Annotated in this window: 4 protein-coding genes; all 4 read right to left on the bottom strand. The window is 42.6% G+C overall.

What is annotated here, in order from left to right; translation table 11 throughout:
* Nucleotides 1–3: 3 nt before the first annotated feature.
* From Q0976_RS02110 to Q0976_RS02095, 4 genes are read right to left on the bottom strand one after another with little or no spacing between them, the layout of a single operon-like run.
* A complete protein-coding gene (locus tag Q0976_RS02110) occupies nucleotides 4–5,853 on the bottom strand; it encodes a beta-ketoacyl synthase N-terminal-like domain-containing protein (RefSeq protein ID WP_299490448.1) in 5,850 nt (1,949 codons plus the stop codon).
* Nucleotides 5,840–8,203 carry a PfaB family protein gene (locus Q0976_RS02105; protein WP_299490446.1) on the bottom strand — a complete coding sequence of 788 codons (2,364 nt, stop codon included), beginning with the start codon at nucleotides 8,201–8,203 and terminating at the stop codon, nucleotides 5,840–5,842. Before Q0976_RS02105 ends, Q0976_RS02110 begins: the two co-directional genes overlap by 14 nt.
* Nucleotides 8,127–16,670, bottom strand: a complete 8,544-nt coding sequence (locus Q0976_RS02100) for a type I polyketide synthase (RefSeq protein WP_299490444.1) — start codon at nucleotides 16,668–16,670, stop codon at nucleotides 8,127–8,129. The genes Q0976_RS02105 and Q0976_RS02100 overlap by 77 nt, the downstream gene beginning before the upstream one ends.
* Nucleotides 16,667–17,542, bottom strand: a complete 876-nt coding sequence (locus tag Q0976_RS02095; RefSeq protein WP_299490442.1) for a helix-turn-helix domain-containing protein — start codon at nucleotides 17,540–17,542, stop codon at nucleotides 16,667–16,669. Before Q0976_RS02095 ends, Q0976_RS02100 begins: the two co-directional genes overlap by 4 nt.
* Nucleotides 17,543–18,054 lie beyond the last annotated feature (512 nt).

Raw genomic sequence — 18,054 nt, 5'->3', positions numbered from 1 at the left:
TGGTTAGCATTGTTCAGATGTGATCCCAATGGCAATGTCAGTCACTTCATAAATACGTAGCCCATCTTTACTGATATTTGCATTACCTACAATGATAACTTTTTCTGGCGTTTTTTGAATTTTGGTAATATGCACATCCAGTGACATTTGTTTATTTAAGGGATTAATTTGTCCACGATATTTCCATTGGATGTTTGACAGTATTTGTTCAAATTTCGGGTTCGTAAACGTTTTGCCTAAACCTTGATTAATGGCGTAGGTTTGCATCAGTTCAATAATTGCTTGCACACCTAAAGAGCCCGGCATGACAGGATCTTGATGAAAATGAAATTGGAAAAACCAATCGCTAGCATCAATCGTTCGCTGGGCAAATAAATACCCTAATTGATGGCTCCCTCCCGTTTCAACGATATCGACTTTGTCAATAAAGTTGAGCTGTCCACCCGCTAACTTATAATGGGGTTTATCGGTTGGCGCGATAAAATAAGAAGGCTTTTTAGCACTCAAACTGGAATGGGGCGCTAGCATATCGAGTAAATCAATGTGATGATCAACTTTGACTTTATTGGCAATATGCCAAGGCTGAGTGATTTGACCTTTATCCAGTCCAAGCTGATCTTTGAGCGCTGCAGCTTTAAAATAACCAAAGACAGCTTCACCCTTATAAAAGGCTTGATTGTCACAACTGAGCTCAAAGGTGAAACTTTGAATAATATTGCTTCCGGCAATGACGGTGGACAATAAATGCGAGTGATTAACTATTGTTTTACCTCTTAAGTCAACTTCTAGCAGTAGCTTGCCTTTACCGTCTAGGTTCCTAAAAAATAACTCTTCACCTGGAAAGCCCAAAGTGGTGCCCATATATCCTGAAATAAAACCGTTGGGCTGTAAGGCTATTTCCATCAAAATAGAGTAAGGCATACTGGCTTGGTGGTTATTTTTGGTAAAATACCAAGCCTGTTCGGGGACGTCATATTCTGCAATACAAGAAGCAGGTTTATTTAATTCGCCTCGAGTGCCTTTAATGTCTATCACCCTTGTGGTGAGTTGTAAATCTCCACAAGGGGTTCTTGGTGGGATCAAACCGCGATAAATGGCAAACTCAGGGCCAAAGCACTGCTCGATATCCCCTGTTGCAAATTCAAATAAATGAAAGGGGGTAAAGGGTAAGGTATCGGGTTGCCTATTAGGTGAACCTGCCATCATAGGAGCGGGATAATGGGTTAATGGCCGTACGCCTTTATTGAGGCTAGCGTGCATATTGGGTATTTTTTGCATCAAAGGTGCATTTGGGTTGAGATTGGGCGGATTGGAGTGTGAAGTAGTAGGTTGAATGACGGGGGAATGGTTATAAAGGGTACATTCACTTTCTTCTTTTATCATGACACCTAAGTGTTGAAAGTCCACCACGACTTTACCATCCAGTAAAATATCGATATTCGCCTTGGCATAAGGGTAAGGGCTTAAGCCTATTTCAGTGACTTCCATTTTATAGGTTAATATGGCTGATTGTGGTAGTACTTGACCACGACAACGGACTTGCTGAGCGGCATTTTCTAATGGTTGGAAACGACCGTTTTGAGTCTGAGTATGCATGCCCAGATACAGCATATAAAATTGTAATAATTGGCCGCAGCCTTCCGCCATTAATGAACCTGCCATTACAGGATCGTCTTTAAAATGACAGGGAAAATACCAATGATCTGCCGCTAATTGCTTATGCCCTTCGAGTATTCCTAATCCCCATGCACCGCCTTTTGGCTCAACATGGCTAACCGTTTCTATCATCAAGAATTTTTCAGAGGCGAAACATAAGGATTTTTGCTTAGCACTTTGGCCATGGCCATTTACTCGCTCATGGCTGCTGCCAAAACAACCGACTAAATCAGCGGTTAATAAATGGCGGATCGATTGATGATCAAATTGTGTCTGCTGGCATTGAAGTAAGGGAGTAAAGTGTTGTTTAGGGCCATTTAAGGCCTTTAGTCTGGCTTTGATTTCGGCCTCTGTGCGAATAACACCTTTACCATCGCTGAGCTCTGCATCGGTAAAAAAGCCTGCACAGCCGTTATCCATTTTGAGGATTAATACATCATTAACATAGCAGTGGTAAGAGAAAAAGAATAATAAGGTGTCACCATTACGGGCGAAGTGATTAATGCTGATGTCGTATTTTAAGGTGTCGCCGCCACGAGGTAAGTCGCCTAAAAAGGTTAAGGTACAGTCGAGTAAACGGTATACTCGCTCACCTTTATTTTCAAAATCGATGCCGAGATAACTAATTAACATTAAATCACACTGACCAGACTCAACGGCAACAGCCCAAGGAATTTGTCCATCGACTAAATAAGGCGCATCCATTGGAATATCGTATTCAGTGGTCATGGTTGAGGGCCGATATTGATTAATTTCTGCATCGATTTTAGTGACGCGCGATACCAATAAATAATCTGTAGTAGGCAGACGAACGCGGCGTGAGTATTGATCGATAACGGCATATTCAGGTCCAAATACCTTGGCAATGTCCCCTTCTGCATACTCGACTAAATCATGATAATCCCAAATACAAGGTTTATGCTCAGGAATGGGGGACTGATAGGGGGTAAATGCACTGCTCGGTACGCTTGTGACGTCTAAATCGGTAGGGGTTGTATTTTGAGTACTGGTGTTCAGTGTATTTAATTCAGATCTTAATTGAGACGTTAACAGGGCATCAGCGATTTTGAGCCCTGTGCTACGGCTAGCTAAAAAGTCGCTATGCGCCTGTTGAGCTAGCGTTTGATTTTTTTGTAGCTGCGTTACATGTGCTGCTAACTTATCTTGCTGATTTGGATTGGACAGAGGTGATGCGGATGTCGGTGATTTCTTCATGGTGTTTATCTGCGAGGATTCCGGTATCAATGTATTGTCTACTAATGGCTTTTTTTGCATTAATGCATTGGTGACTTTGTTTATTATGTTGTTTTTATGTTGCAAAGGGCTTGATGAAATATGTTGATAGATATCGCGGCCGCCTAAAACAACGTGTTTAATGACTTTTATCTTGGCTTCTTCTTGAGGCGCTTTGGACGGTGTTTTTTCAAGTGTCAGCTTTTGAGTTAATGTTTGCTGCTGGGGGGCATTTTGCCTTAACGTTAACAGTGAGTGTTGTTTGTCGATAAAGGTGGCAATTAATGCTTTTTTGTTGTGCTTTGGCTGTGCAGTTAGCGCCGTGTTTTTATGTAGATTTAATAGGGCATGGAGTAAACTGGCCATGCCCGCAGCGGCAAAACTGTGACCAATGCGATGACTGGCTTGAATATGCTTTGCTTGCGGCATTTGCGCAAGGAGATCAACTTTAGCCTGCCTGAGTATTGGAGCATGTTGACTGGGTGCAACGCAGGTTTCTAATAGTGCGTAATCGTTGAGAGCGTGTACTTGCAGGGATGGATTAAAGTCAACATTATCGATATATGCATAGCTGCGAGTATTGCTTGGTTCGGTCTGTTCAGGGATCAGTACAATCGCACCGGCTCCTTCTCCTAGTGCCCACTTTTTATGGGAAGCAGTGGCTCTATCTGGATGTGCTTCGACTTGTTGTAGTTGATTCTTCACCATGACTTGCTCAATACTGCCCGATAAGTCAACTGCGGCTATCACAACAGCTTGAAGAGGATCTTGCCTAAGAGGGTCGTCAATTGAGTTGACGGCCATGAGGTTTTGGGCAACATCAATACACCGGTTAACAGATTGCTCAGCGGCTGAAATCGTAAAAGCAGGCCCATTAAAATCCCATAGCGCCGCAATGCGCGAGGCCATGATATTGCCGATAAAACTGGTGTATTGATTGAGCTTGGCAGCATCAAGCACACTGTCCATGGTTAAGGACTCGAGTGCGTGATACTCATCAGCTGTTAAGGTAATACCATGGTCTTTAAGGCTGTGTGCCAGTTGGCTGTGTAAATTAACGCGTCCACGAAATTGATGCAGTTCAAGTTCGGTTTCCATGGCCACCAGCACGGCAACGTTTTGGCCTGCTTGTAATTTTGCATCGATAATGGCTTCATCTGCCACTTTCATTAATAGCAGTTGTTGAGGGATCAGCCTATCATCTTCATTTGGCGGAAGCTTAAAACGTAAAAAATCCAATTCAAATTGATCAATATAGGCCCCTTTAGGGGCTGCGTTTAATCCAAACTGCGTCAAAATATCGGGGTGTTTTTCTATGCCTTTCCAACGTTGTTCTGGTAAAGAAATAAAAGCATGTTTATCTTCTTCAATGGCCTGATTGAAAGCGTGAATATTTTTTAGTGGGCCAAAATGTGCAGCGATCCCAGTAATCGCTAATGATTGAGGCGCAGACATTGTGCTGGTGGACAAGGGGGCGTTAAGGGTTTCATAGCGGCTTAAAATAAGGTGTGCGTTACACCCGCCAAAACCAAATACTGAGACGCCCGCATGGCGCTGAGAAATGCCAGACTCATGTTTACTTGGCCATTGAGTCACTTGTGTGGGAATGTTATGTGCACCAAATAAGCCGTTAGGTGATTGAATGGTTGATTCGATATTGATACTAGGAGGCAACTGACCGGTTTTCATGGCAAAGATCATTTTCATGATCCCCGGCATGCCTGCTGCGGTTAATAAGTGACCTAAATTTGATTTGGCAGAGCCAATCAGCGGTGCAGGGCTAGTATCAAGCTTATCGATGAAAAAATCTTCCATCGAGGTGAGTTCTACTTTGTCGCCTAAGGGGGTACCTGTGGCATGGCATTCAATGACTTCTACCTGTGCAGGCGTGATGCTGCTGGCATTGTAGGCCCGCTTAAACGCATTCACTTGTCCTTTGCTATTTGGGCTAAGAACGAATTTGCCTTTGCCGTCATTGGATAAACCGATACTGTCGATGACAGCATGGATGTGATCGCCGTCTCGTAGGGCATCATCTAGCCTTTTGAGGACTAAAACACCAGCCCCTTCTCCGGCAAACAGTCCTTTACTTTTCGCATCAAAAGGGGCCGATATTTCATTTTTGGGTGAAGCGTGCTCAGGGTAAGCATGAAAAATAGAAAATCCCATATTAATGAAGAAGGGATCAGCGCCTGAAACGGCCCCAGCAAGCATGACATCAGCCTTGCGAGTATGTAAATAGTCACAAGCAAGTTTGAGAGAATAAACGGAGCTTGCACAAGCTGCATCTAGACTTAACTGAGGGCCTTTTAGTGCCAGTGCATCACTGATAATTTTTGATGCATTATGGGCAATATTACCATCGTGTCCGGTGAGGTTCACTGGGGAATCGATATTGTCTTGTGGTGAATAAAGAGCGGGCTTGTCGATTAAAGAAAAAGAGCATAGCGTAAAGTCTGTTTTATCGCCAATGGAGAGCGTGGTCTGTAATGCTTTTTCAACGATCTTATGGTAAAGGGGTAAAAATTGCTGATTAGATTGCTGTGTAGGGAAAGATAGGGTACCCATGACAATCCCTGTTTTTGACAAAATTGTCTCATTTAGACTGATATTGGCATCGTGTAATGCTTCAGAGCAAGTGTGTAGCGCCCACTGCAGACTGCTATCTAAATGCTGTAAATCCGCTTCAGCAATGTGATAACCGCTTGGGTTAAAATGAAAATTTTGAATGTAGCCGCCTTTATCACAGTAAAAGCGATCGGCTTGTCCTTGCTGGCCTTGAAAGTCACTGATATTGGCATTGAGCTTGTCGGTAGTTAATTGACTTCTAGCATCTTTTTTTTGCTGTAAATTTTGCCAAAAAGCATGAGGACTGTCGGCATTAGGGTAGAGCGCGGCTAGGCCGACAATAGCAACTTTATTTTGTATTGAAGGATTTTTTATTAAAGGCTTATGAGAAGACACTGACTTCTCCTTTGTCAAATAAGTCATGGGATAATGGCGAGATAGAGTGGGGGTTATCTTCTTTAAAACTCATTAATAAAGGCGCTATAGACACAGGCACATTATGGCTAATGAGCTGAGCTAAGACTTTGAGTATATCGGTAATACTCTCGCCACCTTTGGCGTTGATAGCCATTGCATGAGACGGATTTTGTTGTTTAAGGTTTTGTTTGAATATTTTATCCATTAAAGTCGTGTTTTGCCTGTCTGCACCCACTTCTAAAAACAATTTGGCTCCCTTTCGTTGGGCTTTTTGAACGAGTGTGGGAAAGTCTAGGAGCTGACAATAGTTATCTGCTAAAGAGTGAGCGATGTTGTCTGCGGTAATGGCGATGGTATCGTCCCTTTGCTGCTTGCTGAAAGCTTGTGCTTGTGATGTCACAATAAATTGTGTGTTTATTGCCTGTTTATTGGACTGAGATTGAACCTCTTGATGGTAAAATTTGGCCAGCTCACTGTGCACCAGCATAGCGGGTGGTGTGTGCATTGCTGTCACTCTATTGGTTGCAATCCCCCGCTTTTTTAATGTGCTGAGTAAGGCTGAACATTGGTACTCACAACCTGAAATAATACAAGTATCCCCTTGAATGATGGCGAGGTATGCTCGTGGATATTGCGGTAAGAGAGCGTTTATTTCATCTGCATTGGCTCTGACCAAAAAGCTATTCCACTGAATGGGGTTGTCTTTGCAGTTTAATGCCGGTTGAAGGGGCGTTATATTTTGCCAAGCTTGCTGAACTGTGGTGAGTGGTCCGGACATCATAGTCGTGAATAATGGGCTATTTAAGGTTTGATTAATGAATTGATGAGGTGCTTTCCACACGCCTAAACTGGCCCACATTGCGGCCTCTCCCATTGAGTAACCTAATGCAAAGTGAGGTGTTAATTTAAATTCTTGAATGAGCAATTGAGTGAATAGATAACTAGAACCAACACCTGCAATAGCCAGCTCCGCCAGTGACATATCATTTAGTTTTGCACTCGTTTTAGTCGGAACTGTCTGATTTTCAGCTGAGTGCCTATGCGCGCAATACACCTTTTCAGCTTGTAACATGGCACTCAATGGGCCTTCTTGTTCGAGCTGGGCAAATAGCGTTGGAAAATAGACATGCAGATCATTGAACATATTTGAGTAAATACTGCCCACACCAGGATAAACAAAAGTGAGCCCTTTCTCACCGAGAGGAGCGGGGATGAATACGCTGCCAGCGGGCGTGTGGTAGTGTTTCTGCTGCGCTAAAGCGTTAGGTAATGCTGTTAACATCCCTGTGATTTCTTGTATGAGCGCAGACGATGATTTGGCTTGTAGCACCAGTGTCAATATCGGGGGAGTTGGAGCGGCATCCATACCCACTTTAGATGCGTGTTGCTGTTGGGTAAAATTCACTAAATTGTGTTTCATTAGCTGAACAATATCACTGTTTGAGCCATTTATTGCTGTTTGCAGCTGAACTAATTTGTGATTGAGTTCAGTATGATTTTCCCCAGTAATAATAAAAAACAGCCTACTGTTATCGAGTAGCGGTTTGGGATCAGCGAGGTGACTGCCTTGAGATAAAAGCATACTTGATACTGGTTTTTCAGCTTCTAAGGGGCATGTAGCCGAGTCAGGCAGTGACTTGTCATGTGAAGTAACACAAGTTAGCGTTGCAATTCTGCCTTTAAAGGGAGCGGAAAACCAAAAGGCCGTGTGATGGTTATTTTGATATGTGCGGGTAGTAAGCTGATTGATTATTGCTATGAGCTTGGCAAATTTCTTATCTTGGTTTTGTCCATAATAAGTATGGTGTTTTATGTCTGTTTGGCGATGAGTGAGTTTTGCCTGTAATACCGCTTTGTTTTGCAGTGTTTGTATTGTGTTTGATTGTGTGTTCAAAGGGGCTAACTGCATGCTCGATAAAATGGCATGGGACGGCCATTTTAGTTTTGCAGCTTGTAATGCGGGTAGCATCAATAAGCAGTGCTGCTCATTGCTGATCAGCACTGCACTCGAATTAGCCTCAGTTGATCCATCATTGATTAATTGATGGACCGCTGAATGTAAGTCAGTTTCAAAGCGATTGAGTGTAATGTCGACAATATTACATTGGGCTTCAACTAGGCTAAGATAGGACAGGCTCACCTTAGCCAATGCGTGTTGGAGTGATTGGGCATTAGGTAAAGCAAAGAGTGCTATGCGCAATGGCATATCACTCTTGCTTGTTTGAGCCTGATTGTTAGCAATATTTGTGGGGCTATTGGCTAAGATCACGGCTTGGCTCTTTTGTTGTGAGTACATGAGCGGTATTTGAATGGGCACTAAAAGCGGCATTCAAATTTTTGCTTATGGTGATTTTAGCGGATTTCATCACGGCGCTTATTTGTCCATCTTGATGATAAAGCACAACATTAGCCAGTAACGTGCGTTTAGTGCTCTTGATGACGTCAAGTTTTATCGTACCCTGCTCGCCTGCCATTAAAGGGGAATAAGTTGTCAATTCACCAATACTTGAGGGAAGACTTGCTGCATCATATTTCAGCCTTGCCCATATGAGCATGGCTTGCAGTAAGCAATCTTCTGCAAAGGGCTGGCTTTCACCTTGCTTTGTACTTGGTGCAAATAGGCCGCAGTCCTCTTTGAGCACTGTCGGTAAAAGACAGCTTGCCAGTAAGCAGGTATCATTAAAATATATAATTCTGTCAATACCTTGCAATCTAGGTCCGTGAAACAGGCTGGCATTACGATATAAGGTATTGCCTGAAATTGCTGTAAAATTAGCTATTTCAGTGGATAATGTATCTGTGAGTGCATTGATACAGGGGTCCGTTTGATTGACAGTCGCAAAAGTTTGTACCATTAAGCGGGCACTGTACTGAGGAATAGCGTCGCAATGGATGACAGCCATGAGCGCATTGTCTGCGTCTGTGCTGAAGGACAAGGTTAATGTCTTGCAGTCCACGCGATCAAAAATCACCCCTTTAAGGAGTTTATAATCCTTAACAATAACCTGCATATTGGTAAGGATTGCTTTGCTTCCAGCGTGTTTATTGAGTATATCGATTGCGGTTTGCTTCATCCACTGGATTGCGCATACAGTGGGCAAAACAGGGTGACCGGCAATGCAATGATCTTCAATAAAAGGCATGTCAGCCAGCTTAAATTCTTGGGTAAAGGTGAGCTTTTCACTATGACTAAAAAGTGCTTGAATATCTAACATTGCAGGTGTTTCAAGGGTGCGCGAGTGCTGTGATAAACTCACATCACTCGCATTACGCTTTTTTGAGGCTGTACCTTGAGTTTGTGATGATGTGGCTTGGTTTTCTTGATTGCGTCCTTGCATAGAGTTTCCAATCAATAATTGAACTGAATGCGGGGCTATGTTGTGCTCATGGGTGAGTACTTGAGTGAAAAGCTTGGCACCAGCCTCAACGGGGATGACATACACTCCTCGCTCTGTAAACATTTTCTTTAGTGCGGGGCTGACCATTCCCCCGTCCCATGGACCCCAGTTAAAGCTCATGACCTTAGTGTGTGAATGTTTGTAGTGCAATTGCAATGCAGCTTTATTTAAAATCTCATTAGCCATAGCGTAATCGCTTTGGCCTTCGTTACCGTAAAATCCTGCCGCAGAAGAAAAAAGCGCCACTAATTTAAGTTTGCTTACATCCAGTATCGTTAGCAGTGATTGCAATCCAGCCACTTTAGTGTGGTAAACACGACTAAACTCATCCAGTGTTTTATGTTGAATATGTTGATCAGCAAGCACACCTGCACCGTGGATTAATCCTGTGATCTCAGTGATTGAAACAATATTTTCTAGGCTCGATATGACAGAAGTCTTATCGCTTACGTCCATGCTGAGGTATTCGGCACTGGCACCAACTTGCTCAAATGCGGCTAATGCTTCATCTATCATTAAACTGCTTTGGATAGGCCAGATTAAGGTCTCTATTTGCTTAGGCGTGGGAGTCTTGCCTTGAGACAACTCATAGTTAATCGCTGCGGTTTTCAATCCACTTAATGGTTGGTTTTTTGCCCATTCAGGTCTTTGATTAAGGCTTAAGTGTTCGCTACGGCCTGCAAGAATAAAGTGAGCTTGGGTAGATTTTGCTAACCTTAAGGCACATTCCAGCGTGACCCCCTTTGCGCCACCTGTGACCAATATTTTGTCGGTACGAGTGACTTTTGAAGGACTTATACTTGCCTGACTAATGTCCTGAGTCGATGTTTTAAGGGGAGACTCTGGGATCAGTTGGTATCGTGCTTGTGCATTGATCCCTATTTCAATTTCATGTTCATTAGGGTTAAACAGTTCATTGAGAATGGCTGTACTCATTGCACTGGCGTCTAATTGAGGGCAAATATCCAGTGCTTTACACCTTGTCATGGGCCACTCATGACTCAAGGTTTTAGTCAGACCGGCTAATGCTCCCTGATTTAACTCGGCGTCTTGTATGTGTTTTGCGTTCATGTAGCCAAAACCACCATCGATGCGACTAACGCTAATGAAGCTTCGTCTTAATGCCGTTGAATTGTGTTTGTCAGCATTGTTTTTGTTAGCATTGTGTTTTGCAATATCGAGGTGAGGTTGAAGTACCTTAGCCCATAAGAAAGCATGTTTAATATGCAGTAAACTTGTATCATCTAAATTGAGGGGATTATGGATGACTTCTTGAACTGAAAGGGATTGTGGTTGTAAATGAATAATGCCTGCAATTGCGTCAACTTGCTCAAGCAGGTGCTTCAAAGCTGATGTGATGCTTGTTTCATCTAATTCTGCCACTTGAATGGATTTTGTTGCTGCATTCAATGGGGATTGAGCATACCCTTCGGGCAGTAACATTACAGCTACATCCAATCCCGCTTGTGTCATTTTTTCAGCCAGTACGCCTGCATTATGGCCATCATCTACAATGATCATGCAAGCCTTGTTACCGTATGCGGCAGCATGACTTAATGCTGTAGGCTTAGCTGCCGCAGGTTGCTTTTTTAGACTGATCTCGCTGTGTGGAGGAAGTTGGGTGACATTGATGGCAGCGGATTTTGCTGTGTGGGTGTCAATATTACTGTTTTTTGTGCTCGTGTTTAAATACGCCGTGATTTCACCTAATGAACGGCATTCATTTAATTCATCTGGATTCAATTCAGGCAGATTTGGTAATTGATCTTGCACAGAAGCTAAAATTTCCACCCGTTTGATGGAGTCGATACCCAGATCTGCTTCCATGTCCATTTCAAGGTTGAGCATATCAACAGGGTAACCCGTCTTCTCACTGACGACGCTGAGCATACACGTTTGAATGTCCGAATTGCTGACGGTCACACTTTTAATGACTTGAAGGCCGTTATCTGTCGATGGACTTTGACCATTTAAGCTTAGGTTGTCTGGGCTTTGGCTATTTAAGCTCTGGTTATCTAAGTCTTGGGGATCAGAGCTTTGGCTGTTTAAGTAATTAACAATGTCACCTAAGGTGCGGCATTCACTTAAATCATCTGGATTCAATTCTGGCAGATTTGGTAATTGATCTTGCACAGAAGCTAAAATTTCCACCCGTTTAATGGAGTCGATACCCAAATCCGCTTCCATGTCCATGTCAAGATTAAGCATATCAACAGGGTAACCCGTCTTCTCACTGACGACGCTAAGCATACACACTTGAATATTCAAATTGCTGACGGTCACACTTTGAGTCACTTGAAGGCCGTGATCTGTTGATGGACTTTGACCGTTTAAGCTTAGGTTGTCTGGGCTTTGGTTATTTAATCCTTGGTTATCTGAGTCTTGGACATCAGGGTTTTGGCTGTTTAAGTAAGTGACAATGTCACCTAAGGTGCGACATTCACTTAAATCATCGGGGTTCAATTCAGGCAGATTAGGCAGCTTATCTTGCACAGAAGCTAAAATTTCCACCCGTTTGATGGAGTCGATACCCAGATCCGCTTCCATGTCCATGTCAAGATTAAGCATATCAGTGGGGTAACCCGTCTTCTCACTGACAACGCTGAGCATACAGGTTTGAATATTCGAATTGCTGACGGCCACATCTTTAATGACTTGAAGGCCATTATCTGTCGATGGATTTTGACCGTTTATGCTCTGACAGTTTAAGTAAGTGACAATGTCACCTAAGGTGCGGCATTCACTTAAATCATCAGGGTTCAATTCAGGCAGATTAGGCAGCTTATCTTGCACAGAAGCAAGAATTTCCACCCGTTTAATGGAGTCAATACCCAAATCCGCTTCCATGTCCATGTCAAGGTTGAGCATATCAGTGGGGTAACCCGTCTTCTCACTGACAACACTGAGCATACACGTTTGAATGTTTTGGTTGTTAGCACTGATTGTATTGCTAGCATGAGGTGCCACTGCTTGATGACTGTCAATGGATAAGCTTTGACTGTTCAAGTAAGTGACAATGTCACCTAAGGTGCGGCATTCACTTAAATCATCAGGGTTCAATTCAGGCAGATTAGGCAGCTTATCTTGCACAGAGGCAAGAATTTCCACCCGTTTAATGGAGTCGATACCCAAATCTGCTTCCATGTCCATGTCAAGATTAAGCATATCAGTGGGGTAACCCGTCTTCTCACTGACAACGCTGAGCATACACGTTTGAATGTTTTGGTTGTTAGCACTGATTGTATTGCTAGCATGAGGTGCCACTGCTTGACGACTGTCAATGGATGAGCTTTGATTGTTTGTGTAATGAGTATTTAAGTTTTGGTGACCTAAATCTTGGCTGCCTAGATGTTGGGGCTCAGGATTTTGATTGTCTGAGCTTTGACTATTTAAGTAAGTGACAATGTCACCTAAGGTGCGGCATTCACTTAAATCATCTGGGCTTAATTCAGGCAGGTTGGGCAGCTTATCTTGCACAGAGGCAAGAATTTCCACTCGCTTGATGGAGTCGATACCCAAATCTGCTTCCATGTCCATATCAAGATTAAGCATATCTGTGGGGTAACCCGTCTTCTCACTGACAACGCTGAGCATGCTCGTTTTTATCAGGTTTATCTCAATGTTATTTGATTGTAATGCCTGTTGTGGGCGAGACTGTGTTGCTAAGCTTTTAGCTGATTTGTTTGGAGTAGAGACAGGCGTCGTTTGTGTTTGCCGTGGTGTGTGTTTTGTACTTGGTATCGACTCTTGAGGGATAGTCACTGTGCTTGTTTGTGCTTGAGCGGCATGGGTCAAGTCAGTTGCTGCTGCTTGATGATGTTTAGACTCAAGCTGCCCTGCTTCTATAGGCTGAAGAACCGTTGGTATTTGTGTGCTGTGTTCACTTTTAGTTTGCTCAAGCAGTGCCAGCACAGCATGGTTACTTTGATTTTGTAATGTCAAATATTGAGCATGACTTTTTAATGTATCGGCTTGATGTTGATGGAATTGTGACATCGATTTTTCAAGTGCTGTGGGGATAGTGATACCAGCATTGACTATTTTAGTTTGCTCAACCATCATGTGGGTCACAGTGTCATTATATTGCTGTGGAATATTCAAAAACTCTTGGTGTAATTGGGCTGTTTGTTGTTGGGCTGCAAAAAATTGGCTTAATGCGGAATTATCATTAGACACGGCACTTGGGTTCTCTGGTTGAGGAGTGATATTGATTTGCGGTGTGACAGTTTGCGTCACTGTACTTGTGTGTACAGGAGAGTGAATAGCTGTTTTTGTTTCAATACTGTTTTGGGCTATGCTTTCAACGGCTTTTTCAACTTCAACAACTTTTTCAATGACCTTTTCAACTTCAACGATTTTTTCTTTTTCAATGATCTTATCTTGAATAACGGGAGAAATTTTACCCGAAGCCAAGGAGCTTACCATTTTATTTTTCGTGACTTGACTGATGTGATTGGTCGCCGAGAGCTTAATCGTCATGGGAGTGAGTTTTTCAGGTAAGCGAGTCGCAGCTTGGTAAGGATCGAGTGTCGTTAAAGTAACGCCTGCGACAGCGATTTCAAGCGCCGCTTGACGCAATTGTTGATCACTGTTTTGCTGATGATTAAAGCTTGCTTTGGGATTAATGCTGACGACACAGAGCTCATCTTGTTTATCATTTAAAGTGTCTAATATGAGTTTTTGTAGGGTACTTTTGGGGCCAAATTCAACAAATATACGGGCGCCAGCATGATACATGGCTTCAATTTGTTGGCTAAAATGGACTGATTGCAGCATATGTTGTTTAAAGCCAGCTTTTATACTATTGGCGTTATTGGCATAGGCTTTTGCTGTACTATTGCTATAAAGTGTGCGTTTAGGTTTTGTGAAACTCACTTTATCAATGGCTTTAGCAAAAGGTGTTTGTGCGTGGGCAACCAAAGAGGTATGAAATGCCCCTGACACAGGCAAAGAAATGACTTTTAAGCCTAGGCTTTTAAGCTCATTACTGGCGAGTGTTAATGCTTGATTTTCTCCGGCAATCACAAATTGAGTTGGAGAGTTATAATTAGCAATCTTGACGCCTTTGATATTGTCTAGGCAATGTTGTATTTTTTCTAAATCATCGGCTTGCGAAGTCATTACTGCTGCCATACCACCGGCATCCGTTCCGTCAGGTACTTGAGACATGGCTTGGCCTCGAGCAAAAGCTAACTGATAATAATCTTCTTGTTTAATCACGCCTGCAGCGCATAAGGCTGTGAGCTCACCAAAACTATGGCCTGCGACCATGTCTGCGTGAAAGCCTGCTTGAGTGAATAATTCATATTGCCCCATTGAGAGTGCGCCTATGGCGCTCTGGGCATAGCGTGTTTGAGTCAGATTTACCGCTTGGGCTTTTTCATCGTGTTTATTAAAAACGGGTTGAGGATACACTTGCTCAGAGACTGTTTCACCCAGATGACGGGCAAAAACCTGATCCGCTAAGGAAAATTGTGTGCGGATTTCAGGGAAATGGCAGCCTAACTCTATTCCCATGTTGACATATTGGCTGCCTTGTCCTGCAAAAAGTGCAGCAACCTTGGCATCAGGGCCTGTGGCGTTATTGTTGCTGTGAATTAACGCTTCAGCGCGAAAACTCGTGCCATTTGCTAATGTCCAATGTGCGGCTTTATTTTGGTTTAACTCATTAATTGCGAAGTTTAATTTTACAATCAATTCTTGGGTGTTATTTGCCACAAAGCCTATTCGTGGTGCGGTAGGGACCAATGCCCTTAGGGGGTAGGTTTGTGCAATCAGGTTGATAGGCTCATCAGTGCGTTTAGCCTCAGTCAATACTTGTGTTAATTGAGATAATAGCGCTGCGAGAGTGGTTTGACTGAATAAAAATGTTTGTGCAACTTGACGCTGACGATATCCATTGGGAATAGGACTGGCGTTAGATGCTTCTGTTTGCTGTGGTCGTTGATGTTCTGGTTGATATTCTTCAAGTACAAAGTGGAAGTTTGTTCCCCCAAATCCAAAAGAGCTAATACCTGCACGCCTTGGCGTACCATCGATTCTGGGTAACCAAGGGCGGGTTTGAGTATTGAGATAAAAGGGTGAGTCTTCAATATTCAGTTTTGGATTAGGCTGGGATACATTAATGGTGGCAGGCAGGACTTTATGGTGCAGTGCTAATGCGGCTTTTATGAGCCCAGCAGTGCCTGCCGTAGATTTAGTGTGGCCAATTTGTGATTTAACGGAGCCTAAGGCAATATGTTGTTTTTTATCACAACCTTCACTGAAGACACTTTTTAGGCCATTAAATTCAGCTACATCACCCGCAGCCGTGCCAGTGCCATGTGCTTCGATTAAACCTAATGTGTGTGGCGCAAAGCCTGCATCATCATAGGCGCGTTTCAGTGCTTTTGCTTGACCTTCAGGTCTTGGTGCATAAATACTTTTAAATTTACCATCAGATGAAGAGCCGACGCCTTTGATAACAGAATATATTCTATCGCCATCGCGTTCAGCATCTTCTAAACGCTTGAGGGCCACCATACCTATTCCTTCACCAATCATCATGCCTTTGGAGTCAATATCAAAAGGTTGGATGACTTCTTGAGTAGTAAATGCTGGTGTTTTAGAAAAACTCATGTACATGTAAGGTGAGTTATCTGTACAGACTCCTCCAGTGATCATCATATCACTGCGGCCATCAACCAGTTCGCTAATGGCCATGCGCATAGCAGCTAAAGAACCTGCACAAGCGGCATCTACGACACAATTCATGCCACCTAAGTCAAATCGATTAGCAATTCTACCTGCAATGACATTGCCGAGTGAACCTGGAAAGGAGTTTTCTTCCCAGTGAACATATTGATCTTGAAACTTCTTGATCAGCATTTCACTGTCGTTGTCAGTGATGCCACTTTCTTTAAAGACTTTCTTTAATACTGGATATTGCAAGCGGGTTGCTAAGCTATGGCTGATTTTTTGCCCTCCGCCCACACCTAAGGTGATACCAATGTTATTTTTATCTGTATTATCGGTGATCCCTGCATCGGCTAATACATCTTTTGCTACTAATAAAGAGAGTAATTGCGAAGTATCTGTGAGTTCTAACAGATTGGGCGGCAGACCAAACTCCATAGGGTTGAAATCGACTTCAGGTAAAAAACCTCCACGTTTGCAATAGGTTTTATCTGGCGTCGATTTGTTAGCATCGAAATAGTCTTGTGCTTGCCAGTGGCTTGCAGGGACATCCGTGATGCCATCAATTTGATCACTGATAAGATCCCAAAATTGATCTAAATAACGTGAATGAGCAAATAGGCTGGCCATGCCGACAATCGCAATGGGTGTATCTTTTAATCGTTTGTTTAAACGGGGATCCATGTGCTTCTCATTAGATGTGTTATTTTTGATTGAGCTCATACTGAGTCTCCAGTGATCGCAGAGGTGTCTGCGTCGATGTTAATATAAGGCGTGTGAGAGAGTTGCGTTTGTCGTGCATTGGCCATATCAGGAAAATGCTTTAAAAAAATACGATAATTTCGTGATAATAAACGTCGTAAAGAAAAAGGGCCGTATTTAAGTACGTAGGCCATATAACGTTCCGCTGCTTGCTTATGACAACCTTGATAAATATCTAAATATAACCAGTCACTTTTAGGATCTGTACTGACAAAAACGTTACTGGGTTTATCGGTATCAATTATATTTTGAGTGTTTATTGTGGCACCTTTTGTGGTGCCATTAGCTTGCTCATTTAGAGAGGGAATATGACCTAATTGAGCTGGGATTGTGATAGATACAATTTGAACCACATCTTTGGCACTGGCACTGGGTAAATCTAACGTTTGAGCCAAGGTTTCAGAGTTAAGGATATAAGTGGTTAAATGACTGTTTTTCATCAAAGGAAGTTGATTGAAGTAATCGTCAGGTAATGCACTTTTAGAGACTGTTTTTAGTTGGGAAACGCCATGACGTTTAAGGCAACGAGCGAGCCCTGAACGTGACACATTGGGGTTAATAAAGGTCTGTGTGGCATTGAGTAACTTGTCTAGCGGTATTTTTAATTGTCCACGCAGCCCCACCACAACAAATTCTTGTAGCGGCGTCAGTGTTGTATTGAGGTGATGAGGCGTTGCTGAGCCATCATCAGTTGAATCTCGTTTACGCCATTTACGAACAGTGGCTTCACTGATGTTCAGTACTTTAGCGAGTTGTTTTACGCTTAATTGAGAAACTTGAATGAAGGCTCTCATTTCTGGCGTTGTCGTGGCGTTAGGGTGCTTAGCTTTCATTGGAGATCATATCATGGACCGTTTTTGATTTTTTATGGCTTATAGTTGTTTTAGAAAACGATAGCAAATACTTCTATAAATAGAGTTAACAATCTACTGGGACTGCTGTAGTGGATTTCAAATTATCGAATATACAAAAGTATTAAGTTCCCGTTTCAGCTATTTTTTACTCTTTATTTGTTTTTGTGGTGCGAAGAGTACAATAGCTTTGAGAGCAATACAATGATCTGGGACTAGAAGTTTTTTATCTTTTAAATTGCTTGTGTTTATCATTAAATTGAGTGTTATTTTTTACTTAGATTTAAAGAGGCTAATGTGAGTTTTTTAACTTTAGGGGAGACTTTGTTGCAGTCTCGTTGTATTTTCCAGTTTGGATGTCATAAGGGGGTGAAGGTTGGTAAACTAAAGTTGAATCGATAATTGTGTGACTTTGATTCTAATATCAATATATTTGCCTTAATTATTTTTGTTTTTTATGAAAAAATATCTTAAATAATAATAGGCTAGATTTA

The sequence above is a fragment of the uncultured Shewanella sp. genome, from assembly GCF_947501665.1.
In the GTDB taxonomy this organism is placed as follows: domain Bacteria; phylum Pseudomonadota; class Gammaproteobacteria; order Enterobacterales; family Shewanellaceae; genus Shewanella.
This window is presented reverse-complemented; position numbering and strand designations above follow the sequence as displayed.

Coding starts and splice junctions, on each gene's coding strand:
- Q0976_RS02105 (WP_299490446.1), bottom strand. CDS start 8,203: ATGCCGCTTTTAGTGCCCATTCAAATACCGCTCATGTACTCACAACAA.
- Q0976_RS02100 (WP_299490444.1), bottom strand. CDS start 16,670: ATGAGCTCAATCAAAAATAACACATCTAATGAGAAGCACATGGATCCC.
- Q0976_RS02095 (WP_299490442.1), bottom strand. CDS start 17,542: ATGAAAGCTAAGCACCCTAACGCCACGACAACGCCAGAAATGAGAGCC.